This window comes from Crocosphaera sp. XPORK-15E (genome assembly GCF_034931425.1).
Classification (GTDB): Bacteria; Cyanobacteriota; Cyanobacteriia; order Cyanobacteriales; family Microcystaceae; genus UHCC-0190.
This window is the reverse complement of the sequence record NZ_JAYGHQ010000009.1, coordinates 99,996-125,423: the sequence shown is the minus strand read 5'-3', so window position 1 is coordinate 125,423 and position 25,428 is coordinate 99,996. Positions and strand designations below refer to the sequence as shown.

Sequence of the window (25,428 nt, the reverse complement as noted above, 5' to 3'; positions counted from 1 at the left end):
TGATTATTTGAGCTTAGATCAAACCAGGGTCATCAGATTCCTAGAAGGAGAAGGTTCCGCGAAGGGTTCCAATCACTTCATCATCAGCACCTTGCAGGTTGACAAACTGGTCGGGGTTGCCGATCCAGATCACACCAGGGGTGATAGAAATATTATCCGTGACTTGGTAACGGTAGAACACTTCAGCCGTGACTGGGTTACGACTGGTAAAGTTGGAGAACTGAGCAGTGGTAGGACGACGACCATCTCCTAAATAGGGTTGAACCCCAGCGAAGATACCTAAGAGGTTTCCTTCTTTAAAGAGGTCAGGGAAGGCAAAACCGCCACCACCTGTCCAAACCTCGGCACTCAAACCACGACCGATAAAGCGAACGTTGGTATAAGAACCAAAGGCACTAAAGTTTAACCATTCAGCAAGCCGCCAGGTTAAGGCACCACCATAACTGTTGGTGACTTTACCGCCGATGTCGAAGGGGTTAACTTGGTTGGGAGTAACGCTATTGTCACCATTGCCATTAAAAGTGGTGGTCGGAGTTCCAGGAGAACCAACAGACCCATTCGCAAAAGCGTTATTCAACTCAGAACGAGAGAAGTTAGCAAAGGAAGTACCCACTTCCCCTGGCCCAGTGGGAACACCTTGACCGAAGATAGGACTATCCGGTTTGTGGTAAGCGTTAATAAAGGTAAAGGCAACATTAACTGTGTTAAATAGGTTGGTGTTGATTTGCGCTAACACCCCATAGTTACCGTTGAATAAACCGTTACCGCCCGCGCTTTCCGCATACTCTTCACCAGTAGCAGGGTTGATGCCGTTGTTGTTAACACAGCTATCTTGGCTCTGATCTCCACCACCGTTGATGCAAGGACTATTCGCGGTTCCAGCTAAATAACCAAAGCTCAGAGAGGTAGGCCCTAACAGACTTTGTAACCAACCCACATCAAAGCTCATACCAGCACCAGCACCACCCCCAATTCGGTAGATAGGGTTACGTTGTGCGAAGGTACTTAAGGAACCTTTACCACCGTCAAAGTCTTCAAAATAGGGGTTTAAGGTGGGAACGAAGTCATACCATTTACCACCCCAGGCAGTAACGTAGGTATTGATTTTAAGGTTCCCATAGGGTTGAATAGGAGCGTAGTAACCAACCCAGTCAATCACCACGTTGTTATCTTCTTCGTTACGACGAGGCCCAATATTAAAGGTTTGGGTCGCCGTGGGGTTGATCAGTTGGTTTTCTTCAAAGGCGATCCCAATGGGTTGACCTGTGTTGGGGTTGATAACCTGTAAGTTAGGTTCGGTCAATGTAAAACGATCGGTTCCTGTCCCCGTACTGGCAGATAAACGGGTTACTAATAAGTCTTCCCCACTGAAACTGGTGTTGAAGCTTAAACGAACCCGGTCTTGTAAAACAGCTTGGTTATCTTCAGAAGAACGGCTACCACCCGCAGCGGTTGCGGCCATGATTACTTCCCCAACTAACTTGGTGGTAGTGGAGAATTGGTGATCTTCTAAGAAGGAAACCCGACCTTCGAGGTTGTCAACTCTTGCTCCTAATGCGGCGAGTTCTGCCTCAAATTCCTGCATTAACCGCTTGAGTTTTTCGATGTCTTCCCGTAAAACCGCAACGTTTTCTTGGATCAAACGTTCCATCGTGTTTAAACAAGCGTTTAAACCTGCGGCAAATTCCCAACGGGATGTGGCGCGATTGCCTCGAAACGTCCGGTCAGGATAACCAACAATACAACCGTAGCGTTCAACTAGGCTTCGTAAGGCTTCATAAGCCCAATCTGTAGGAGATACGTCACGAAGTTCACTAACGCTAGTTACCTGATCGTTAGTGTTAGTTTGACCTTCTTGGCTGTAATTTTCAAGCTTGTCAAGTAATTCGTCTTGGGCCTGGGCGATTTCCATTCCCGCAGTTGCACTTTGGGAGAACTCAGACTGAGACGGGCCTTCAACTGCCATTGCAGCAGATGAAACGGCTAAAGCAGTACCCACAATTGCTGGACTGACCAGCAGCGTTTTCCACAATAATTTTAGCATTTTCAGCTTTTCCTCACACCATTAGGTTGACTACAGAGTTTATAGCCTCACTTATCATAATATTATACATGACTTTTTAGAATCGGCCGATAGATAACCTTAATTTTTCTGTAGGAAAATGCTTGATTAGTTTTTCTAACAGTTTTACCCTGGGTTGGGAGTTGTTTGGGTCATCTTTAGATTCTTCATTAGCCAGTGCATGAAGTACGACTACTATTTAGTGTAGCGTTAACTTTAAAAGTTGACCAACTGACTTTAAAAAAATTTAGAAGCCTCCAAAAACTTGACCCCCCGATCGCATTACTTCTCAAGGGGTAACACTGAACGGGGGGTTATTAAGTTTGGGGTCTTCTGATTGAAACCTAACTGCCGGAAGGAACTCCAGCTAAGATCGCGTCCAAGGGGATTTGACTTCTAGAGAACGGCTCCGGCGCACAGCCGGCTAACTTCAACCAGGAGACCCATGATTTTACTACTACTATCGGTCATGGGCATCACCTCCTTTACTACCTAAATGGTTTTTGTTTCAAGAACAACTGTAATTAGTCTAGCGCAAGTCTTTGAGAAAAATCAAGGCAGCGACGCAAAAATTTTTCGGCTACCCTAGAACAACCTCCAAAATGTAGATGAAGGTAGGATGCGTGTAGGTTATAGGGTTTCCATCCTTCGCCATAACCTAAATTGGGAGAATGCCAGCTATATAACTTGAATAAGGGGTCAGGAGAGGTTTTCGTTAACTCAGAGCGATGAAATTCATGGCCCCAAAGGGTTTCCCCTGCTCTCAACAACAGACTGTCTTGAGAGGCGATCGCTTGTCGATACCCAAGGGTCAGGGTTTTGACCATTTTCGCGCTGGTGGGCAAAATTCCCACCATGGCCCAAGCTTCATCTTCAAAGGTGATGATTTCTTGACATAAATACATCAAGCCGCCACATTCGGCATAGGTGGGCATTCCTTTGATCATGGCTTGTTTAACCGCTTTGAGGGCTTTTTGATTACGAGATAATGCTTCGGCAAAGACTTCGGGGAAACCACCCCCAAAATATAACCCTGTTATTCCTTCTGGTAAGGTTTCATCGTTGATCGGACTCCAAAATATAAGTTCTGCCCCTAATTTTTCGAGAATGTCTAGGTTATCGGCGTAATAGAAGTTAAAAGCTCGATCACGGGCGATCGCTATTTTTGTGGGAGTGTGGGAGGTGTGGGGAGTGTGGGAGGTGTGGGAGGTGTGGGAGGTGTGGGAGGTGAGATGAGGGAGGAGAAGATCCCAGTTGAAAGCGGTTTGGGCCAGGTGGGCTAATTTTTCAACGAAAATATTGAGATCTTTTAATTCATCGGTGGGAACTAACCCTAAATGGCGATCGGGAATTGTTAAGGTATCTTGACGGCGGAGACTGCCGAGAATGGGAAGATTAAGGGGCAGTAGGGCGGTTTCCAGTAGGGTGAGATGGCGATCGCTGCCTACACGATTTAAAATTACTCCTAAGATCTCAAGGTTGGGGTCAAGGGAACGATACCCATGAGCGATCGCAGCTACTGAACCGGATAAGCGACTACAATCAATGACGAGAACTACTGGTATCTTTAAAAGTCTGGCAATGTGCGCGGTACTCCCATAATTTAGGGATGTTTTAGGAAATGTATCTATAAGCTCTAATTTATCAATCGGAACCCCATCAAATAGCCCCATCACGCCTTCTATTAGGCCATAGTCTACCCCTTGGCTATGATGTTGAAAACAGGCTTTAAGGTAGGTTTCTGAGGTGAGAATGGGGTCTAAATTACGACAGGGACGACCTGTTATATAAGTATGAAACATGGGGTCAATATAGTCTGGCCCCACTTTAAAGGATTGTACTTGATGGCCTTTTTTGACTAAAAATGCAAGGAGGGCCAGGGTTATGGTTGTTTTTCCGACTCCACTGCGATCGCCGGCAATAATTAAGGTCATTTTTTATCTCCGCTAGTCTGTAGAGATAATTCATGAATTATCTCTATTTATTTCTTTTAACCTCTCAATAATCTTTGTATTAGCTTCGGGAAAAGGAAAGTTATCAATTTCGTCTAATGTTACCCAACGAATTTCTTCACATTCTATCGGGGTTGGTTCACCGCTTAAATAGCGACAAATATGCACAAATAAGGTGACTTTAAAATGACTATAATCATGTTCTAAACTGATTAAATGCTCACCGACTTCTATATCAATGCCAATTTCTTCTAAAATCTCTCGTTTAATACAATCTTCTACGGTTTCGTTTGTTTCTATTTTTCCCCCAGGAAACTCCCATAAACCCCCTAATAATCCTTCTTTAAGTCGTCGATCAATTAAGATTAAACCAGATTCATTATAGATGACAGCAACGCCAATTTTTTTATGGGGAATAGGAGCAGAAGTTTCACTCATAGGAAGTATATTTTTGGGATTTTGATTATATGTTTCTTGTAGGTACATAATATCATTATAGACGATTTTTAATCAAAAAATGCTTGTCAAACTTGACTTGACATGATATTATATAGATAATGGAAAAGGTGTGCGCCTGTAACCTATTCTTTAGGGTAGCCATTGTAGGTTTTTGAAACAAGGTTGTAGAGTCAGCAAATATTGAAAACTTAGAGTCAATTGAGTTAACTGAAATTTTGCCAACCCTACCCTTTATTGAATTAATGAGGAACATTAGGAATAAGACGGAATAGTAAAGTCAACAAAGCAGTTGCTACAGCTACAATAATAGGAATAATTAGGGATTTTACTCCTTTTAAGTCTGCTACTTCTTGAACTAAAGTGTTTTGGACTGTTTTTATGTCCTTGACATCTTCTTTGAGGTTGCGAACTTCTGTTTTTAGTTCAATCTGTCCAACTTCTAGGTTAGTTAGTCGGGTATCAATCCTATCTAATTTAGCCTCGAATTTCTCGTCAATCTTATCTAATTTACCATTAATCTCCTTTAAGATTTCCTCTAATGAGTAAGTAACTGTGATGGGTGTTTGACTCATGGGGTAAATTCCTATTTAATCTTTAATTGATTGTAGGGACATAATACGATTATACCCGCGATCGCTAGATATTTGTAGGGGCATAATACCATTATGCCCTTTATCTTTTGGGGAGAGGGTTTAACTTCAGGGGAGAGGGTTTAACAGTGTTAAACCCCTACAATTATTAATCATTGAACATTGTTCTAATCTCCTCCACCCCTACCCCAAACATGGACGCAACTGCCTCTAAAATGCTCTCATCGGCGGTTTCTTGATAAAAACGCTGCAAATTTTCTACAGAATTTTCTACCCAGTATTGATCGTTAAATTCAACCCATATTTGTAACGCTTGTAAGTAATAATTTTTGGCATCTTCGGGGTTTCCTATTCCTTCTGCTACCTTTCCTAAACCATAGTAGGTTCTTGCTTGAGAGTAGCGATCGCTGTATCCAATGTAGATAGACAAAGCTTGTTGGTAATAGTTTCTCGCTTCTTCCCATTCTCGTAACTGTTTCGCTAGTATTCCCAAGTGGTGGTAGGTACTTGCTTGAGAGTAGCGATCGCTGTATTCAATTTTGATAGACAAAGCTTGTTGATAATAAGTTTGTGCTTGTTCCCATTGACTGTTCTCCCGCGCTACTATTCCTAAGTTGTTGTAGGTATTTGCTTGATAGTAGTGATCGCCGTATTCAGTGAAGATAGACGTTACACTTAAGGATACTTTCTGTCTTATTTTCGCTTCCCGTATCTAAATTTACATCCGCTAACTGTAACCCGTTGAGTATTTCTTGAGGGGTTTGCGTCTTCAAATTTCCTAAGACAACTTCCATCGCTAAAGGATACCCCGCTAAAAGCTTCATTAACCGCTTAAAATTATCATCCGCTTTTACCTTTTCCAGTTTTTTCGGGGTACTAATAGTTGCTTCTAGGATTTTTTCTGCAAGTTCGGTTCTTGACTCACTATCTAACCCCTGTAACGGATACAGATAAGTAATATTGTTGTTAGTGAAAACATCTTTTAACCAACTTTCATCACTACGAGAACCCAAAACTATTTTTGTCTTCCCTTCCTTCAAACGTTGTAACAAGCGTTTCAGTTTCTCCTGTTCCCCTGCATCTAACTTATTCTGAATAGCTAAAGGTTGTCCCGTGACTGATTCTAAATTGTCTAAAATTAAAACATGATTAGCAGATCGTAAGTCTTGGGTTAACTTTCCTAATTTTGCCGCGTCTCCCATCGCTTGAAAAGTGGCAAAATCAAACTTCTTATAAATACCCTTACCCACCTCAAACAAAATTTGTTCAACTGTCCAAGCTTTCGCATCGTATCCGAAATAAAAGATCTTGTCTGCATAATGGGTTCTGTGCCACCATTCCCGTAGATAGTTCAATAAAGTAGTCTTTCCTGTTCCTCCCATACCTTGCAATAACAAGACATTGTGTTTTAAGAGAGACTTTTCTATTTTCAGGATCTCTAAATCTCGTCCCACAAAACCATAAATAGGCAAAGGGAAGCGATATTTTTGTTCTAAATTTGTGTAATATTCCTCTGCTTCTTCTGGGTTCATTTCCCGTAAATTAAAGTTTACAGGTTTATTGTTATACACCACCGGAAGTAACCAGTCTTCGAGATCAATAATTTCATTAAAATAAGCTTGTCGTCCCTTATTGTTGTATAACTCCAAACGACTTAAGCGTATCGCCTCAGTAATTGGTTTACTATTAAAAAACTCCTTATACAACTCTTGCATCATAAGCTTTGCAGCAGAAACAGTCACAGAATAACTCATCCCGATAACCATCTGCATTCCTGCTTGCATCAACCGACTACTTAAACTGGTTTTATTACTATAATTTAGGCGCACATCTTCTCCCATCATAATTTTATTATCACCCATTTCTTCAGTTTTTTCAAGCCTTATTTGTTTACCAGATTGACAAGCATTAAGGATACAAACAGGAATATTTTTACCAGTTAATAAACCCGTCAACTCTGCTGCTTCTACCGGAACCGCTTTACCTTTATTTTCACCTTTAAAAAAGAGGAACGCTTTCACCCCTTGATATGCGTCTAAGTGTTCTAAACCGTAACCCCGTTGATATAAATAGCGATTTTTTTCTACTCCTTTTTGAAACTCCTGATAACTCATCAAACCGCCATGTAGATCAAAATGGATAATATGATAATAATTACTCCCTTTAGCTTCCAAATGTTTACATAAGCTTTCATAAGTCCCAGGGCGTAAAATCTCAATATTAACCCTCAGATTCCCCTTATCAATTAATTCTACTAAAGGCCGGGCAATAGTCCGATAACCAACATCGCTATCTTCATCAGGTCTAGCGACAACAGCTAATAAATTAATAACCGGATAAACAGGCAAATTAATATCAATATTAATGGGTTTAATCAAGCGACGACTCATCAAACAATCTACCGCAAAGGGACGGGATAACTCAGGATCTTTCATTGCTTCCCAATGCAAAGATTGAAACTCAGGGGTTTTACTTTGAATTTCAAACTGAACATCTTTTAAATTACTTTTTAACTGACAATAATTACTATAAGCGTTACGATCTACAAAAACATCTTTAAATAAAGACAGTCCATAACTATCAACACTATCAGCCGCATTTTTAGCAGTTTCAGTATTCAACATTGGAGTTACTAACCACCCCTCAAAATACCATTCTAGGATTTTTTCATCTTCCGGCTTAAAAGGGTCAGAAATAATGATAGAATACTCTTGGTTATTAATAATTAAACGGGCAGTAAATCCCGTTTCGGTTTGCGCTTCTTCCCGAATAATAATCAATGACATAAAAAAAATCAATAATGTTATCTATGTAGAGGTTAATGGCCGTTGACACCTACTTTATAGTATAATAAAAAAGCGTTAATGTGGGCAATACCTACCCTACACATGAACAATGAATTGTAGGGGCATAATACCATTATGCTCATTATTTGGGGACTAACAATGATCTGGGTTTAACGGTGTTAAACCCCTACAAAAGAAACGTTAACCTAATTAAATTATGATAGTAAAACTTACTACTTCAGAATTAGAATATTGGCAAAAACAATGGCTAAAAGATGAAGCAACAGACACAGCATTTAACCTAATTTTGGAAGAAGATGGGGACTTAGAAACCGCTTTTAACGAGTTATTTCAAGAAAAAAATGGGACAATTCCTAGCTTTAATAATCAATCATTATGGGAAGTTATTTTACAAGTAATGCGTCAAGAAATATGTGGAGAAAATGATAGTTTAAAAAGCCAAATTCAAGCAGTTCGTAACAACCCAGGAAAAACCAGTATATTAACAGGAATAATTATTTATATAATAGAAAAATGTCCCTTACCCCTTGATACAGCATTAGCAACCATGATTTTGCTTTATCTTCTTAAAGTAGGAATAGATATTTTTTGTGATTATACAGCCAATTAAACAATTAAATTAAAAACTGGTAACTTCTCTATTAGCTACCAGTTTTTAATTATTTTTCAATGATTTAAAACTCAATTACTCTTGATTATGAACGTTACTATCGATCGCCTGTAGAGATTTTTCAAAATTCAAGCGTTGTTCTGCATTCCGTAAGAAATAACCACTCATCATGGCAGATGCCAATAATTTACCTAAATGATCCCGACTGGTACTAACAGTTACGCCAAAATGTTCAGAAGGAAGATTACCCAACAAACCAATAATATTCCGTTCCATCACTTGAAACACTTCAGAAGAATCAGGTTTAGACAACTGTGCGATGGTATCTGGGCTAAGAGACTGAACATATTTCCACAAGTGTTCCCCTGTTTCATTGTCATTGCCGAAAAGATGCTGAGAACGGTTTAATTCGTTATTCATTGTTGGCCTCCTGGGGATTTGCGTTTATCTTAATGAACTGAATGAATTAGATGGCTTATTTTTGATGAGTTACCTTTCTTCTCCAGTTTAACAAGTTTCTTAATAAAATTGAGGTCGTTAGAACCGAACCGTAAATTCCGAATCTGCCGACCTCACCAATTTTTTAGAATTAACTAGCAAGATATTCGCGGATATTTGCCTTGCGTTTGCGTAATTTTGACAGTGCCTCCCGTTCAATTTGTCTAACCCTTTCTCGACTGATATTGAGACGACTGCCAATTTTAGCGAGGGTTAAAGGTTGTCCGTCGGCTAGTCCAAATCTTAGGGCTAAGACTTCTTTTTGTTGGGGGGTTAAATCTTCCATCAGTTTTTCTAAGTCAAACTGTAAGGAAGAATGGGTGGCAAAATCTTCGGGAGAGGGGCCACTATCTTCAAGTAAATCCCCTAATTCCGTGTCTTGGTTGTCCCCAACCCGTAAATCTAAGGATAAAGGTTGACGGGCCCGTTCTAAATATTCTCGCACTTGTCTGGGGGTTAATTCCAGTTCTTCTGCCAATTCGGCAACGGTGGCGGCCCGTCCTTTTTCTTGGGCCAATTGTCGTTGGGCTTTTTTAATTTTATTGAGTTTTTCGGTGATGTGAATAGGTAAACGAATGGTGCGACTTTTTTCGGCGATCGCACGGGTGATGGCTTGACGAATCCACCAATAAGCATAAGTTGAGAAACGATAGCCTTTAGTGGGGTCAAATTTTTCAACTCCTCGCTGCATACCAATGGTTCCCTCTTGAATGAGATCCAATAAATCAAGGTTGCGTTTAAGGTATTTTTTGGCCACAGACACCACTAAACGCAAGTTAGCTTCTACCATTTTGCGCTTAGCGGCTTCTCCCGTGATAATCGCAGAACGGAGTTCTTTCATACTGAGTTTAGCGGCTTTAGCCCATTGCCTGTCTGTGGGTTCTTGGCCCATTTCTTCTGTGAGGGCTTTTCTCAGTGTTTCTAAGGTCACAAATCGCTGAACGCTTTTTGAATAAAGGATTTCTTCTTCATGGGTGAGGAGGGGGACGCGTCCAATTTCTCTTAAATAGGCACGAACAGGATCAGGAGAATTCTTAGTAATGTTCATAACAGAGTTTTCAGTAATAGTTTGGTCAGTGTGGTGAAGAATAAGTCGTAGTGATATCTTTAAGGGAATGCTTATGGTAACAAAAAATTGATTATGAACGGGCTTTATGGGGCTTTTTTTATGGGTTCACCGCTCTGAATCGGTAATATGAGCATTGGGGTCAGGGATCTTTACAGTTATATCACAACCAGGAAACAAACTATTTGCTGTGATTACCTGTTTTGTTGATTTGTTCCTTAACAATAATACATGATCGTGTTAACTTTTGTAAAGTTTCTGAGAAATTTAGATTTCACTGGCAAAATCTGGTTGTCGGTCAATCTTACCGACAATCGTGTATAATTAGTGCATCCTAGGCCACAAAATACTGATTTTTTTAAGATTCAGCTAAGATCAGCATGGCTAATGCCTTTGCTCTTGTTAGGGGTTTTGTGATCGCTCGCTGGTCCATAAGGCTTTATGGACATGGGGAGAATCACTCTCATCATAGATTTCCCCGACTAATTCTTCTAAAATATCTTCTAAGGTGACTAATCCGACTGTTCCTCCATATTCATCAACCACGATGGCAATGTGAAACCGTTTTTGTAGCATTTCTCGTAATAAATTGGCAACCCGTTTGGTTTCAGGGACATAAATAGGGGCATCCATAGCCTCAGTCACATTAACTTGAGAACGCCTTTCTTTGGGAACGGATTGCAGTTTCTGGAGAGCTTTTTTAAGATGAACAATACCAACAATATGATCTTTCGATTCTCCTTGTACGGGAATGCGGGAATAGCCAGTTTCTAAGGATAAATTGAGTAAAGTCTGTAAACTTAATTCATGGGAAATAGTCGTCATTTCTAAGCGAGATTTCACCACATCTTTAGCCATTAATTGATCCAACATTAAGGCTTTATGAAGCAACTGATGTTTATAAATATCAAGTTGACCTTTTCCTCCTAAAATTTCGATCATTAATTGCAAATCTGTTAAAGATTCTCCTGATTGAGTTGTTTTGTCTGATTTCCCTTGAAAGATTTGAATTGTTTTTTGAGTAATGGTTTCAAACATCGGAACAATTCCAATTACTGATAGTAATTGAGACAACCTGGAAATCGGGCGAACCGAAAAACGAAAAAAGGCACGAGTATTAAGGATGGCTAAAGATTTAGGAGTAATTTCCCCAAAAATTAAGACTAAAATTGTGACCACTGCTGTCGCAATTCCTAGTCCCGCACTCCCTAACCAAATCGCAAAAAGATTACTGGTTAAAATTGCTGAAAAATTATTAACAAGATTATTACCAATTAATAAGCTAGTAATAAAACGCCGACGATTTTCTAACACCAAACGATAAACCCCAGAGGGATCGCCTTGATGTTCAATCAGTCCCCGTAACTTAAAATTATCAAAAGCTGTGATAGCGGTTTCAGAACCGGAAAAGAAGGCTGATAGCAGCAACATCAAGGCGATTGCTGCTATATCCAGCCAAACCTGTCCCAACAGGGGGCCAGGCTCAGCTAAGGCAATAAAATCACTGTCTAATGCTAACAAAATAGGGCTGATTAACTAACTGTATAAGCTGCTTTGAGGGCCCAGACGATCAGGGCAGTAATAGCACCTAAAACCAAAAAGGCTGAAATTGCTACTAAAGCGGGTTTATCAGCCCCTTCAAATTTCATGATGCCGCGATTTAGGTCTGACATAGAATTTTATTCCTTTGTACGAGTTAAACCGGCCAGATTAAGGCACGCTTGATATCTAGGTTAGCGAAAATTGGGGCAGAATGGGCTAAGAAATTATGACAAAAATCTATCAAAAAGGTTGTTTGTTTATGTCCCACTATTTACACTATTTAAGACGCGATCGCCTAATAACCCCTCGTACAAAGGGCGATCACCCTTACTCTGTCCAAAATATCCTGATTTTAAGCGTCAAGACAAGCTGAAATTGTTAACGGTTCTTAATCTCAATTTTATCCATTGGTTTTAAGATACAAGTTGTTTGAACAGATAACCCATATTTAGTCCTGTAAATTTGAGAGAAACATAATGACTCAACCTACTCAGTTTGACACCACTAGCACCAAGTTAGTGAAGTTGTTGAAAAAAACGATTAAAACTGTTATGACCAAAAAGGGGGTTAACCCATCAACTCGTAAGGGAAATAAAGAGTTGGATATTTTGGTTAAGCAATTGGCTAAACAATCTTTTAGCTCTGAAGAACAAGCAAAAACTGCGGCTGAAAAACTTGGAGATAGTTTAGTTGAGTTGTCCCAAAAACACGGCAAAACTTATTTAGATCAAGGGGTTGTTAAACAATTTTCTTTACTTGGTATTGCTTCTATTTCTGATATTGCTTCTCCAACAAAAGAAACACAAACTGTCTCTAAACTCTCTGTTACTACAGTTCAAGCAGTAACAGAAATTATCCCTGAAGCAAAGACGGTTATTCCTCTTGAAGCAGTAGAGGAAACTATTGATGAAGTTGCTGAAACTGAAGCAGAAACTACAACGGTTGAATCTTCTGTTGAAGCAGTAGAGGAAACTATTGATGAAGTTGTTGAAACTGAAGCAGAAACTACACCGACAATGGTTGAATCTTCTGTTGAAGCAGTAGAGAAAACCATTGATAAAGTTGTTGAAACTGAATCTGAAATCGTTGAAAATTCGGCAATATTAGGACTCAAAGAAAGACTCACAGAAGATATTAAATTGGCCATGAAAGCGAGGGATAAAATTCGCTTAGAAACTGTGAGAAGTATCAAAAAAGTTGTCCTAGAAAAAGAAGTCGAATTTCGCCCTAAAGGACAAGACAAATTAACCCCGGAACAAGAATTAGAAGTGTTATCACAACAAGCAAAACAGCGTCGGGAGTCGATTGAACAATATCGTCAAGGGGGTAGAGATGATTTAGCTGATAAAGAAGCGCAGGAATTAGTAATTATTGAAACCTACTTACCTGCTCAACTTTCTGATGAAGAAATAGGGGAAATTATTGATAACATTATTGCTTCATCTGGGGCAAATTCTCCTAAAGATATGGGGAAAGTTATGGGGACTATAATGAAAGAATTGAAGGGTAAAGCTGATGGGAAAAAAGTTCAAGAAATGGTCAAATTAAAACTAACTTAATTTTCTTTCGCTATGAGGGCGGGTTGATTTAACATATTTGTTACAATTAGGTAGTTTTATCAAGAACCCGCCCCTACATTTTTCCTGTTACCTTTCCTCCTGTTTGAACTTGCCATAAACCCGCATAAATTCCATCTTTTTCTAATAGTTGTTCATGGGTTCCTTGCTCAACAATTTGACCATATTCCATCACATAAATACAATCAGAATGACGAATTGTTGATAAACGATGCGCGATCGCAATGGTTGTTCTATCTTGGGTAATATGTTCTAAAGAAAGGGCGATCGCCGCTTCTGTTTCATTGTCAACGGCTGAGGTTGCTTCATCTAAAATGAGGATGGGAGGGTCTTTTAAAATTGCTCTAGCAATAGCAATTCTTTGTCGTTGTCCCCCCGATAATTTTTGACCTCTTTCTCCGACAATTGTATCATAACCTTCGGGTAATTTTCCAATAAATTCATGAGCTTCTGCGCTTTTTGCCGCTTTGATAATTGTCTCAAAATTGGCTTCAGGATTTCCATAGGCAATGTTTTCTTTAACGGTTCCATGAAACAAAAATACATCTTGACTAACTAACCCTATGGCTTCCCGTAAATCCCATAAAAAGATATCTTTGATATTGATACCATCGAGGGTAATTGTTCCTTCTTGAATCTCATATAATCGTAAGAGTAACTTAACTAAAGTGCTTTTTCCTGAACCTGTAGATCCTACAATACCAATAGTATGACCTGCGGGAATTTCTAAGGATAAATTTTTGATAATTGGATAATTCTCTTGATAGAAGAATGTAACATTTTTTAGAATAATTTCCCCTTGAATTTTATTACTAGGTAAGGATAAATTGCCGGAATGAATGGTAATAGGTGTATCTAACAAATTCATCACCCTGCTAGTGGAAGCCATTGCTCGTTGATAGAGGTCTAAAGTTTGTCCTAATCTTGTTAAAGGCCATAATAACCGTTGAGTTAAAAAGACTAAAACACTATAGGTTCCTACTGCTAATTTACCCTCAACTACTTCCATCCCTCCATATAATAAAATAGCAGTAAATCCGGCTAAAATGACAACACGAATTAAAGGAACAAAGGCAGCACTAAGAGTAATCGCGCTTTGATTACTGCGACGATAAGCTTCACTATCTTCCCGTAAACGTTCAAGTTCATAAGCTTCTGTCGTAAAGCTTTTAATGGTTGTAATACCACTTAAATTATTAGATAAACGGCTATTTAATAAACCGACTTTTTCTCTCACTTCTGCGTAGCGAGGGGCTAATAATTTTTGAAATGTAATTGATCCCCACAAAATAAATGGGATAGGTAACATAGCCATCCATGCCGTTCCTGGGGTTAAAATAAAGAAAGCTGCCCCAATGATAATAACTGTGGTGATTACTTGTAAAATTTCATTAGCACCCACATCTAAAAAACGTTCTAATTGATTAATATCGTCATTTAAAATAGACAATAACATCCCAGTATTACGTTCTTCAAAATAAGCCAATTCTAAATCTTGAAGATGACGATAAGCATCAAGTCTTAAATCATGTTGAATATTCTGTGCTAAATTACGCCATAAACGTTCATAAGTATATTGAAATAAAGACTCTAACCCCCAAACAATAATCGAGAGAAAAGTTAAGACTAAAAGCTGTCCAAAAACATCTTTAACCCCTAAATGAGCAATAAGAGAATCTTGTTGTTTAACTACCACATCAACTGCAGCACCAATTAAGGCAGGAGGAGCTAAATCAAAGATTTTATTGAAGACAGAACAAATAACCGCTTGCCAAATTAAAAAACGATACTTTTTACCGTATTTAAACAGGCGTTGTAAAGGATTGTTAGATAGGTTAGTTTTTTTGTTTTTTGACATCAGATAGTGTATTTGAGTTTTAATCGGTTGAATTCTGGAAAAAATCGGCTCTACCGAACCTATTATATAAAACTATTAAAATCATAAACTTAAACCATTAAGGGTTAAGCTATATAGACAAAACCCGCCTACGCGGGTTCAATTTATCTTCCTTTCGGGAGGCTTAGTTTGTATAGTATCAGCTTCAGTCTGTATGTAGGTGTTGATTTAGCATAACAAGTTCGGTAGAACCATGATAGATTTGTAGCGGAACGTAAATACTTATGGATTCATTATACGCAATCAATTCCAGGAGACTAAACAATGACGACAGAAGAATGCTTGCGTGTTGGGCAACCTGCGCCCGACTTCATTGCGACAGCCGTAGTTGATCAAGAATTTCAGACTAAGAAGCTTTCTAGTTATCGTGGCAAATATGTTGTCTTATTTTTTTATCCCCTAGACTTTACTTTTGTTTGTCCGACTGAAATTGCAGCTTTTAGCGATCGCTATGAAGAATTTACGAAAATCAATACAGAAATTCTGGGGATTTCGGTAGATAGTGAATTTGCTCATCTCGCTTGGATTCAAACCCCGCGTGATCAAGGGGGTGTGGGGGATATTGCTTATCCTTTGGTATCTGATCTCAAAAAAGAAATCAGTAATGCTTATAATGTGTTAGATCCCGAAGCTGGGGTTGCTTTACGGGGCTTATTTATCATTGATAAAGAAGGAATTATTCAACACGCAACCATCAATAATTTGTCTTTTGGCCGTAGTGTGGATGAAACATTAAGGACTCTCAAAGCCATTCAATATGTGCAAAGTCATTCAGAGGAAGTTTGTCCGGCAGATTGGCAAGAAGGAGACAAAACAATGATATCTGATCCGATTAAATCTAAGGTCTATTTTTCCGCTGTTTAACCTAATTTTCCTTTGGTTCTTCTGTTGTTACCTCAGCCTAAATTAAACTCGTTTTTGGGTTGAGGTCGCTTATTTAAACCATTTAATTTGATAGAATTTATGCTCACTTCAACGGATTTTACTGGATTACTTAGCCCGCGTTTTTTTCGGAATTTTTTACCTATTCCTCCGACGAATCAGCTATCAATAGGAAGCATCGCCCCTGATTTTATTTTACCTGATATTACTCACAATTGTACCCTTAAATTATCAGATTACTTTAATCAAAAGCCTGTTATTTTAGCTTTTACTCGCATTTTTACTGAAAAGCAATATTGTCCTTTTTGTTATCCCCATATTATCAGTCTCAATCGGTATTATGAGAAGTTTTTGCAGCGAGGTGTAGAAGTTTTAATGATTACTAGCACTGATGCTAAACAAAGTCAAATTGTGGTCAGAGATTTAGGGTTAAAAATGCCTTTATTAAGTAATCCTGATTGTCGAGTCTTTCGGATGTATCATACCGGACAAGCTTTAGGCGCACCTCTCCCTGCACAGTTTCTGTTAGATAAAACTGGAAAAATACAGTATAAACATTTATTTTCTTTTATAGATACTAATGCTAGTGTTGATAAATTATTACTCAAAATAGTCTAATTACGATACTATTTATTAAAAAATATATTCTACTTTTTCATCTAAAAAAACACAGCGATCGCGGCCTTGTTCTTTCGCTTGATATAATGCTTTATCTGCTGCTGTAATTAAAGTTTTTGATAACATTTCTGGTGTGGGAATAAGGCTGGCAATTCCTACACTTAATGTAAGATTGTCACTCACTTTAGAGCAATGATGAGGAATTTTTAATTGTTCAATTTCATTGCTAATTAATTGGGCAACTTTTCTGGCACCTTTCCCATCAGTATTAGGCAAAATAATGACAAATTCTTCTCCCCCATAACGGGCCACTAAATCCCCTGAACGTTTGACTGTATTAGCGATGGTTTGAGCAACTTTAATTAAACAATCATCTCCTGTTTGATGACCATAGCAATCATTATATTTTTTAAAATAATCCACATCACATAAAATTAATGATAGGGGTTGTTTTTCCCTGATACAACGACTCCATTCATGGGCCAAAGTTTCATCAAAACAACGACGATTTGCGATTTGAGTTAAACCATCTAAATTAGCCTGAGATTCTAATTTTTCTAACAAATTTCCTTGGGCCATAGCAATACCTAATTGAGCGGCCACTGCTTCTAAAATTTCCACTTCTTCTGCTGTCCATTGACGAAAGCGATCGCATTGTTCTAAATAAATTAAGCCATTGGGTTCTAATTGATAAGAAGTTCTCACTACTATTAGTGATTTAACTCCAGCAGCTTTGAGGAAATCTTGACAATCTTCAAAAAAGGGATCTTGATAAACATTTTCAGCATAAATTGCTTTATCTTGAGCAAAAATTCTTTCAATAGCAGTATTATTTTGTAGTAAAATTTCTCGTTCCAACACTGAACTAAATCCCTGATCTAAATATTCGGCAACATAAGGTATTCTGGGAATTGGTTTAGTTATATAGGTATGAATTAAACAACGATTAACTTGAAAAGTATGGCCAATTTGTTGAGCAGCAGTTTCATAAATATCAGAAACTTTTAACGAAGAACGAATTTTTTCAGTGATTTTTTGTAGTAGTAAAGTTTTGCGTAAATTAACTTGTAATGCTGCTTCTGATTCTTGTAACTTATTATTTTGAGCAGCTAATTGTAATTCCATTTCTTTGCGTTGGGTAATATCTCGTACTGTAATAGCAAAACCATCTGCTAATTTAACGGCAATAAAATGATACCAATGATTCTGTTGATTATGTTGATAATAAAAATCTTGTTCTAGAGGTTTTCCTATTTCCACAACCTGTACAAATGAATCAAATAAATCAGAATCAAGTTTATGAAGAAACCGCCTCAGCATTAATTTACCCATTAAATCTTCTTTTTTAACACCCAAAGCTTGAGAGATAATAGGATTAACTAATAAACAACGAAAATCACCAATTTCTCCAGTTACATTACGCACAGACTGTAAAGCAGCAACCCCATCTAAGGAACTATTTAAAACACTATTAATTAAGGCGCGAGATTGATATAAAATTTCCTCTGTTTCTCGGCGTTTTTCAATTTCTTCTTGTAGTTTTTGTTCTTTTTCTTTACGTTTTTCTATCTCCTGTAGTAACTGTCTTTTCTGTTTTTGAATGGTTAATTGACTCTCAATTCTAGCGATAACTTCTTCCGGTTGAAAAGGTTTAGTAATATAATCAACTCCACCTAATTCAAAAGCTTTTATTTTATTGAATGTTTCATCTAAAGCACTGACAAAAATTACGGGAATATCTTGAGTTTTTGGATTGCTTTTGAGTCTTTCACAAACTTCATAACCATCCATTTCTGGCATTTTAATATCTAATAAAATTACATCCGGTGAGGTAGACTGAGCAGACATTAAGGCCAGATTCCCATTAATTGCTTTTCTGACATTATAGCCCTTATCAGTTAACATTTTATCTAAGACGCGCAGATTTTCGGGCTTATCATCAACAATTAAAATATCCCCTGATAAAGTTTGTTTAGTTTCAGAATTATTCATTTGACTTGCTTAATTAATCCTAAGATTTGATCAACACGAAAATCATTAACTAAGTCCCTTAAAGCTTCAGATAAATTCTGCTCTGTTGGAGGAATTTGAGCAATCAGACTTAACATAAGTTTATCATCTAAGTTGATCGCTGCTTGTTCTAACTGCCCTAACCATTCAGCAGACATCACTCTTAAATCTTCTGCTTGAAGTGTATAACTGTGTTCTTGGCTTTCAGGTTCTTTGCTCTCCTCATAAATATAACGCACTCCCAAATGTTTAGCCATAGTTTCAAAGATAACTGATTCTTTAAAAGGTTTTCTGATAAAATCATCACAACCGGCCGAAAGTACCACCGCTTTTTCTTCTTCTAAAACACTTGCTGTTAAAGCAATAACTGCTGTTGCATTACCTTTTATTGTCCCTTTTATCTGCTTTGTCGCTTCATAACCATCCATAATTGGCATTCTCATATCCATCCAAATTAAATGGGGTTCCCAATTATCCCAAATCTTAATTGCTTCTTGTCCATTACTTGCTTCTTTCAGTTCAAACCCCAAGGGTTGTAACAATTTAATTAACAATTTACGGTTATTTTCCTTATCGTCTACTACTAATATTTTATAACAGATTTGGTGAGGAGCAAGAGCAATCACATTAGGTTTAATTTCTGTGCTTTCCACATCAGCAGCATTAACTAATTTAACCGGAATTTGCCAGCAAAAAGTTGTCCCAATTCCTACTTGACTGTTAACCCTAATATCTCCCCCCATTAATTGTACAAATTTCTGACTAATAGGTAAACCTAATCCTGTCCCTTCCTGGGATTTGATACCACTTTTTGTCTGAGTAAAAGCTTCAAATAATTGCTCAATTTCCTCTGTTTCTATGCCTTCTCCTGTATCTTTTACTTCAAAAAATAGGTTTATAGTAGAGGCTTTAGCCTCATAATTATCCCTAATTTCCTGACTATTAACTGTCACTAAAACACCACCATCATTAGTAAATTTAATAGCATTATTAATTAAATTAATCAATACTTGACGTAACTTGATTTCATCGGTGCAGATATATCTAGGAACCTCCTCAGTATAATCAAAATCAAGCTCTAATCCCTTCTTTTCTGCTCTCAGATGGAACAGATCATCAAGCTCATCTAAAAGGTTATAGAGGTCAAAATTGGAGGGGTTAAGGGTGATTTTTTCCGCTTCAATTTTTGACAAGTCTAAAATATTATTAATTAAAGTCAGTAAATATTCTCCACTGCGGTTAATAATGGTGGCATTTTCTTGATTATCTGGGGAAAGAGTTTGGGAACGAGTCATCAATTGAGAAAAGCCCAAAATAGCATTAAGTGGAGTTCTTAATTCATGACTCATGTTAGCAATAAAGGCACTTTTTGCTTTGTTAGCAGTATCAGCTTTTTCTCTGGCATTTTCTAGTTCATAAGTCCTTTCTTTAACTTTAATTTCTAGGTTTTCAAAGGACTCTTTTAATTGAGATGCCATTAAATTAAATGAATTTGCTAGTTCTCCTAATTCGTCATTACGTTTAATTTCTACTGTATTATTCCATTGCCCTTGAGCAATATTTTTAGCAGCATTATTTAATTTTGAAATTGGTTCAATTAGCCAACGCGATATCACAATTCCTATGAGTATTGAAATGATTAAAGCAGCAATTGATAAAATAATTGTTCTGTAAGTATTGGCGTTAACTTCTGCCATAAAATCAGACTCAGGAATCACGGTTATAATCAGCCATTTCAATCCATATTTATCGCCAAAAGGTTGAATTTTAGTAAAATAACATTTACCTTCCTGACAAAATTTAAGTTCTTTTTTCTGATTAATATATTGTAAATCCTTAAAATATTCTGCCAAATATTTAGCTGTAATGACTATTAATTTATTATCCGTTTCTTGAGGTTCTAATCTTTTAATCTTAGTGGCTATTTCCTGCTGTTTTAATATAAATTTATAAGGGGGTTTGCCATCAGAACGAGCAATTAATAAATCATTTTGAGTTTCAACAATAAAAATTTGTGCTGAAGGAGTAATATTAATTGATTTTAAGTATTTACTAATTCCATTAAGACTTAAGTTAACGGAGAATACTCCTAAAATTTGAGATGATTTTTTTTGAAATAAAGGTAAATAATTGTTAATGGCTAAATCGGAAGATTTTCCTATTTGAAAAACAGCAGTCCATCCTGCTTTTTTGTTCTTAAGAGCATCTTGATACCAAGGTCTTTCTTTGACAGGTAAATAATTATAAGAATAAAATAAATCAAGATAATCACCCTGTTCATTTAACCGATAAAGATTCAATTTATTAATATTAGCAGAATCAGAACGACCTCCTTGTAATTGGGGAGTTTTGTTAATTTCAAAAATATTATTTCGATAAAAAGTTCTAAATATTCCCTGTTCATTCCCAAACATGATAGTATCAACTTCTGGAAACTGTATCAGTTGAGAAAATAAATGTTTTTCTAATTGAGGCAAATTGTTTAAATTTAAAAGTCCGGTTTTTACTAGATTGACATTAGTTTGGTTTATTTGAGTAGGAGTAGCTAAATAATTAGTTAAATAAAGGTCAAGGCGATTACCAGTTTCTTCTATTAATTGATTAGCTAAATTTTCAACGGATTTCTGTCCATTTTTAAAAGAAAGATAACCCACTAATCCTACGGTTCCTACAATTTGCAGCACAAAAGGAACAATAAAAACAATTTGCAAAGAAAATTTACTTAAAATATACTTGAAAAAGTTGAGTTTCATGATTAATTAATCCTGACTTATTATCAATGAATAATTATTAATCATTAATTATTCATTGATAATTGATGAATCCTATTCTATCTCTTTAATTAAAGAAATGATCCAAGCTGCCCCTAAACTGATCCATATTATCAATTCTAAGTATTTAATCCAAGAAGAAGATATCCACCAATCTTTAAATAAACTCAGCCGAAAATTTGACCAATATGCCTTAATCTGACTTTTCCACTTTGAGGGACTATCTTGAGATTTATAAGACCAATTAATTATAGACAATAAAAAAGGTAAGCCGCCAACTTTAGCACTCATTAATAGATGGAATGCTAAACTAAGAATAAGCATCAGCCAGGCAATTAGATGTCCATAATACCAACCATGATTAAGTTCTCCATTTGGCAGCCATTTTTCATCCATCATTTTGCCAGTAAACACCGCAAAGGTTAAAGAAAACAAAATTATTGTATTAACCAACCGATGGAGATGATACCACCAACCTTTTTGATTGATTTTGGTTATTTTTTCCCAACTATTAGTTTGAATTAATCGCTTTTGTCCACGATGAAAAGCATAAAACACTAACAAAGGAAAAATCAACAATGTCCATAAACCAAAAGTGCCATGAATGCCTTCGATGTCTTCAAATTTAGGTAAAGGAATTTGTCCCCATCTACCATCATAAACATCATAAGTCCAATAGGCTGTTAATAAGGCTAAAATCGTAAAAACAGCAGTTAAGCCGTGAATAATTCGTAAAAGCAGAGGTTGATAAGGTTGCCACATTTCAACAATGGATAATGAACAATGGATAATGGATAATTATAAACATTATCTAAAAAGTGCCTAGGATAGAAAAGATGATTTATCCTAAAGAATAGTGATTTAATCTTGTTATCTAAGACTATGACAGAAGATACCACCCCAAAAGCCGCTGCTACAGCCAAAAAAGAAAAGCCTCCCGCTCTTGAAGATAAACCCTTCACCGAATTTATGGAGCAACACTTTAACCCTACTCTAAAAGAAAGCTTAACTAAGCAAGGACTGACGGATCTTGAGTTATCCTTTACTAAAGCCCAAGTATCCATTCCTGGGGGAATTTCTGATGACCCCTGTTGGCAAGTTATTGGCACTTGGAAAAATGGTCAGCGTCAGTTTAAGCTATATTTTCCTGAAGAAAGTATCACAGGACAAAAAGCCTTTTCCTATGCTGTCAATGGCAAATCTCCCAGTACCATTGAATCATTTATGATTGATGAGCGAAAAATCACCCTAGATTTAATGGTGTTATACACCTTACAACGTCTCAATGGGCAAAAATGGTTAACCCGAAATTAGGGTTAAAAAATTCCATAATTCCGAACAACGGTAGGGGCGAACGGCTGTTCGCCCCTACCGAATTAAAGAGTAGAAAACTCACCCAAAATTTTAACTTCTGGTTCCAATAATAATGACCAATGAGACTGTACTTGCTCTTGGACATGATTAATAAGTCGGAAAATATCCTCTGCTTTGGCCTGACCACAATTAAGAATAAAATTAGCATGACGTTGGGACACCTCAGCATTTCCCACCCGATAACCTTTTAACCCTAATTGTTCAATTAACCAACCTGCTGTATGGGGGCCAGGATTACGAAACACACTGCCACAACTAGGTTTATCATAGGGTTGGGAACTCTTGCGGGTTTGTAAATTATGTTGAGTCGTGGCCATTACCACCTCCCGACTCAAACCAGTTTGTAATTGGAATGTTGCCTCAATAACTAACCTTTTACCACCCTGTAGAGACGAGGTGCGATAACTATAATTTAACGCTTCTGGGGTCAAGGTTTCCACTGTACCATCAGGGGAAGCAACCACCGCACTAACCAACGAGTCAGCCGCACATTGATTATGGGCCCCCGCATTCATCACCACAGCACCGCCGACGGTTCCAGGGATACCTACAGCCCATTCTAAGCCACTCCAGCCCAGTTTAGCTACTTGCCAAGCCAAACTGGCGATCGGTTGCCCTGCTGCCACTGTAACGCGGCCCATGTCCTCATTAAACTCACGATGACGGAGATGACGGGTACTTAAGACTAACCCTTCAATACCGCGATCGCTAATTAACAAATTAGACCCCGCCCCTAATAACATCAAGGGTAAATCTTGTTGCTGAAACCATTCAAAAGTTCCTTGCAATTCTTCCCAACTGCGGGGGGCCGCATACCATTGGGCCTTTCCTCCCACGCGATAGGAGGTTTGAGGGGCCAGGGAAACATTCGGATAAATTTGTCCTGCGGTGCCTGGAAGTTCAACGGGGGCGCAGGTTTCATAAAAAGCGGTGGTCATGGCTATTTGGACTCAATGAAGGTCAACTGAGAAAGACGACTAAAGGTTCGGCCAATTGTTCCAAAGTTTTGTCAAAAACTCGGTATAACTGGCAATTTTGAGGAGTATGGTTTGGTTTTAATTGCTTGGGTAACTAGCAATCACTTGGGGGATAATCTGATTGAGATTTCCTGCCCCTAAAAACAGGACTAAATCACCTGGTTGAAGGAGATCCGGTAAAACCTCAGTTAAGGTGCTTAAAGACGGCTCATACATCACCTGAGCATGATAATTCTTCACCCCTTGGGCCAGGGTTTCCCCATTAATGTTATGAAGGTTAACCTCTCCGGCACTGTAAATGTCTGTCAAAATGACAAAATCAGCATCCCGAAAACAAGTGGCAAACTCATTTAAAAATGTAGCCGTGCGACTGTAACGGTGGGGTTGAAAGATGGCAACCACACGAGAAACCGCCTTCCCATCTACTTTGGAACGAGCCGCATCTAAGGTAGCTAAAATTTCACTGGGATGATGAGCATAATCATCAATAAAGGTAATGCCATTACATTGGCCCCGATTTTCAAACCGTCGTTTTGCTCCTTCAAAGCTCCATAACCCATCAGCAATGACGGCAAACTCCAGACCTAATTTTCGTCCCACAGCCACCGCAGCGAGGGCATTACTAAGATTATGGATTCCCGGAATCCCTAGACGTAGTTGACCTAAATGGGTTCCCCGTTCCCACACTTGAGCCGTAGTACCATCAGCATCAGATTTAAGATTAGTAACAGTATAATCTGCTCCCTTATTGGGGTTAAGACTATAGGTGATAGCAGGGGTGAGTTGGGTGCTAACGGTTTCACAGTCGAGACAACCAATCAAAATGTCACATTGAGTTTCAAAAATTTGGAACGTCTTGACCACATCATCAAGGGTTTGATAGTGATCAGGATGATCTAATTCAATATTAGTAACAATGCCAATATTCGGGTAATGTTTGGTTAAAGAGCCATCGGACTCATCAGCTTCTGCTACCAGATAACCACTATCTCCTAAACGTGCATTGCCTTCCCAAGCATCCACTTCCCCACCAATAATAATAGTGGGATCAAGACCCGCTTTGAGGAGCATATAACCAATTAAACTACTGGTAGTGGTTTTTCCATGAGTACCCGCCACCGCAATACTTTGATAATCCTTAATTAAAGCCGCTAAAACATCAGAACGGTGAAAAATAGGACAACCCTTCTCGTATGCCGCCGCATATTCAGAATTACTATGGGCGATCGCCGTTGAACAAATTACTTGAGGTAAAGTTTCGTTAACTGGGAGAGTTCCCAGAGGAAAAGAAAATTTATGATTGTCCTTAGTCGCCGTTTCACTTGTTCCAGTCACCAGAGCCGGAACAGTTTCCCGTGCTTGATGGGGTTGAAACAATTCTAAATTGCTGGCCTCTTGACGACTAAAAATATAGGCTCCAACCCCCTCTAACCTTTGAGTAATATGGGTTGAGCGCAAATCAGAACCAGAAACAGGAAGTTGCCGCTTCGCTAAAACATAAGCGAGGGCAGACATCCCAATACCGCCAATGCCAATAAAATGAAAGGGCCGTCCACTAAAATCTACCGTTTTCACAATTACCTCTCCTGACACACCACACAACTAGAATAAACCGATTGGTTATTAATTTACGGGCTATGATATCAAAAACTGACTCATTGGTCATTAAAATAGCCCTGGTGCGTATGACTTACTTTGCAATCTCTAGAACCAACTTAACCGAGATAAGTTCCCAA

General features: G+C 38.1%; 21 protein-coding genes. 5 read left to right on the top strand and 16 right to left on the bottom strand.

Going from position 1 to position 25,428, the window contains the following annotated elements:
* Nucleotides 1–40: 40 nt before the first annotated feature.
* The 6 genes from VB691_RS11265 to VB691_RS11245 all read right to left on the bottom strand — a co-directional run bounded on the left by VB691_RS11265 (nt 41) and on the right by VB691_RS11245 (nt 7,849).
* Nucleotides 41–2,044 (bottom strand): iron uptake porin, encoded by a 2,004-nt coding sequence (locus VB691_RS11265; RefSeq protein ID WP_323291586.1) that lies wholly within the window; start codon nt 2,042–2,044, stop codon nt 41–43.
* 542 nt (nt 2,045–2,586) lie between these two features.
* Complete coding sequence (locus tag VB691_RS11260; protein ID WP_323291585.1) at nt 2,587–3,996, bottom strand: cobyrinate a,c-diamide synthase; 1,410 nt, start codon at nt 3,994–3,996, stop codon at nt 2,587–2,589.
* 30 nt (nt 3,997–4,026) lie between these two features.
* Nucleotides 4,027–4,452, bottom strand: coding sequence for an 8-oxo-dGTP diphosphatase MutT (mutT, locus tag VB691_RS11255; protein ID WP_323291584.1), 426 nt, complete (start codon nt 4,450–4,452; stop codon nt 4,027–4,029).
* Between the two features lie 260 nt (nt 4,453–4,712).
* Nucleotides 4,713–5,045, bottom strand: a complete 333-nt coding sequence (locus VB691_RS11250) for a shikimate dehydrogenase (RefSeq protein ID WP_323291583.1) — start codon at nt 5,043–5,045, stop codon at nt 4,713–4,715.
* 166 nt (nt 5,046–5,211) lie between these two features.
* Nucleotides 5,212–5,613, bottom strand: coding sequence for a tetratricopeptide repeat protein (locus VB691_RS25840; RefSeq protein WP_416244999.1), 402 nt, complete (start codon nt 5,611–5,613; stop codon nt 5,212–5,214).
* Between the two features lie 103 nt (nt 5,614–5,716).
* Nucleotides 5,717–7,849, bottom strand: a complete 2,133-nt coding sequence (locus VB691_RS11245; protein ID WP_416244997.1) for a CHAT domain-containing protein — start codon at nt 7,847–7,849, stop codon at nt 5,717–5,719.
* 217 nt (nt 7,850–8,066) lie between these two features.
* Here VB691_RS11245 and VB691_RS11240 point away from each other — a divergent pair, with 217 nt between their 5' ends.
* On the top strand, nt 8,067–8,480 hold the full coding sequence (locus VB691_RS11240; protein WP_323291582.1) for a hypothetical protein: 414 nt from the start codon (nt 8,067–8,069) through the stop codon (nt 8,478–8,480).
* Between the two features lie 75 nt (nt 8,481–8,555).
* On the opposite strand, the gene VB691_RS11235 is transcribed toward VB691_RS11240, so the two are convergent.
* The 4 genes from VB691_RS11235 to VB691_RS11220 all read right to left on the bottom strand — a co-directional run bounded on the left by VB691_RS11235 (nt 8,556) and on the right by VB691_RS11220 (nt 11,717).
* Nucleotides 8,556–8,900: a DUF760 domain-containing protein gene (locus tag VB691_RS11235; protein ID WP_323291581.1), complete on the bottom strand. Its 345-nt coding sequence runs from the start codon at nt 8,898–8,900 to the stop codon at nt 8,556–8,558.
* A 169-nt stretch (nt 8,901–9,069) separates the two neighbouring features.
* Nucleotides 9,070–10,026 (bottom strand): RNA polymerase sigma factor, RpoD/SigA family, encoded by a 957-nt coding sequence (locus VB691_RS11230; protein WP_323291580.1) that lies wholly within the window; start codon nt 10,024–10,026, stop codon nt 9,070–9,072.
* A gap of 420 nt (nt 10,027–10,446) precedes the next feature.
* Complete coding sequence (locus VB691_RS11225) at nt 10,447–11,475, bottom strand: hemolysin family protein (protein ID WP_323291781.1); 1,029 nt, start codon at nt 11,473–11,475, stop codon at nt 10,447–10,449.
* 101 nt (nt 11,476–11,576) lie between these two features.
* On the bottom strand, nt 11,577–11,717 hold the full coding sequence (locus VB691_RS11220) for a hypothetical protein (RefSeq protein ID WP_323291579.1): 141 nt from the start codon (nt 11,715–11,717) through the stop codon (nt 11,577–11,579).
* A gap of 345 nt (nt 11,718–12,062) precedes the next feature.
* Between VB691_RS11220 and VB691_RS11215 the strand changes: the two genes are divergently transcribed.
* Nucleotides 12,063–13,145, top strand: a complete 1,083-nt coding sequence (locus VB691_RS11215; RefSeq protein WP_323291578.1) for a GatB/YqeY domain-containing protein — start codon at nt 12,063–12,065, stop codon at nt 13,143–13,145.
* Nucleotides 13,146–13,218: 73 nt separating this feature from the next.
* Here VB691_RS11215 and VB691_RS11210 read toward each other — a convergent pair whose 3' ends face one another.
* Entirely contained in the window at nt 13,219–15,021 is a 1,803-nt protein-coding gene (locus tag VB691_RS11210; RefSeq protein WP_323291577.1) for an ABC transporter ATP-binding protein, read from the bottom strand.
* A gap of 303 nt (nt 15,022–15,324) precedes the next feature.
* On the opposite strand from VB691_RS11210, the gene VB691_RS11205 reads away from it, so the two are divergent.
* Together VB691_RS11205 and VB691_RS11200 are read left to right on the top strand one after the other, a co-directional pair.
* Complete coding sequence (locus tag VB691_RS11205) at nt 15,325–15,924, top strand: peroxiredoxin (RefSeq protein ID WP_323291576.1); 600 nt, start codon at nt 15,325–15,327, stop codon at nt 15,922–15,924.
* 99 nt (nt 15,925–16,023) lie between these two features.
* Nucleotides 16,024–16,560 (top strand): peroxiredoxin family protein, encoded by a 537-nt coding sequence (locus tag VB691_RS11200; protein ID WP_323291575.1) that lies wholly within the window; start codon nt 16,024–16,026, stop codon nt 16,558–16,560.
* A 15-nt stretch (nt 16,561–16,575) separates the two neighbouring features.
* Here VB691_RS11200 and VB691_RS11195 read toward each other — a convergent pair whose 3' ends face one another.
* From VB691_RS11195 to VB691_RS11185, 3 genes are all read right to left on the bottom strand, one after another.
* Nucleotides 16,576–18,552, bottom strand: coding sequence for a diguanylate cyclase domain-containing protein (locus VB691_RS11195; RefSeq protein WP_323291574.1), 1,977 nt, complete (start codon nt 18,550–18,552; stop codon nt 16,576–16,578).
* Nucleotides 18,549–21,323 carry a hybrid sensor histidine kinase/response regulator gene (locus tag VB691_RS11190; protein WP_323291573.1) on the bottom strand — a complete coding sequence of 925 codons (2,775 nt, stop codon included), beginning with the start codon at nt 21,321–21,323 and terminating at the stop codon, nt 18,549–18,551. The genes VB691_RS11195 and VB691_RS11190 overlap by 4 nt, the downstream gene beginning before the upstream one ends.
* A gap of 72 nt (nt 21,324–21,395) precedes the next feature.
* On the bottom strand, nt 21,396–22,103 hold the full coding sequence (locus tag VB691_RS11185; protein WP_323291572.1) for a cytochrome b/b6 domain-containing protein: 708 nt from the start codon (nt 22,101–22,103) through the stop codon (nt 21,396–21,398).
* 120 nt (nt 22,104–22,223) lie between these two features.
* On the opposite strand from VB691_RS11185, the gene VB691_RS11180 reads away from it, so the two are divergent.
* Entirely contained in the window at nt 22,224–22,655 is a 432-nt protein-coding gene (locus tag VB691_RS11180) for a DUF2996 domain-containing protein (protein WP_323291571.1), read from the top strand.
* A gap of 62 nt (nt 22,656–22,717) precedes the next feature.
* On the opposite strand, the gene murB is transcribed toward VB691_RS11180, so the two are convergent.
* Complete coding sequence (gene murB / locus VB691_RS11175; protein ID WP_323291570.1) at nt 22,718–23,653, bottom strand: UDP-N-acetylmuramate dehydrogenase; 936 nt, start codon at nt 23,651–23,653, stop codon at nt 22,718–22,720.
* Between the two features lie 117 nt (nt 23,654–23,770).
* On the bottom strand, nt 23,771–25,270 hold the full coding sequence (murC, locus tag VB691_RS11170) for a UDP-N-acetylmuramate--L-alanine ligase (RefSeq protein ID WP_323291780.1): 1,500 nt from the start codon (nt 25,268–25,270) through the stop codon (nt 23,771–23,773).
* Nucleotides 25,271–25,428: the final 158 nt, after the last annotated feature.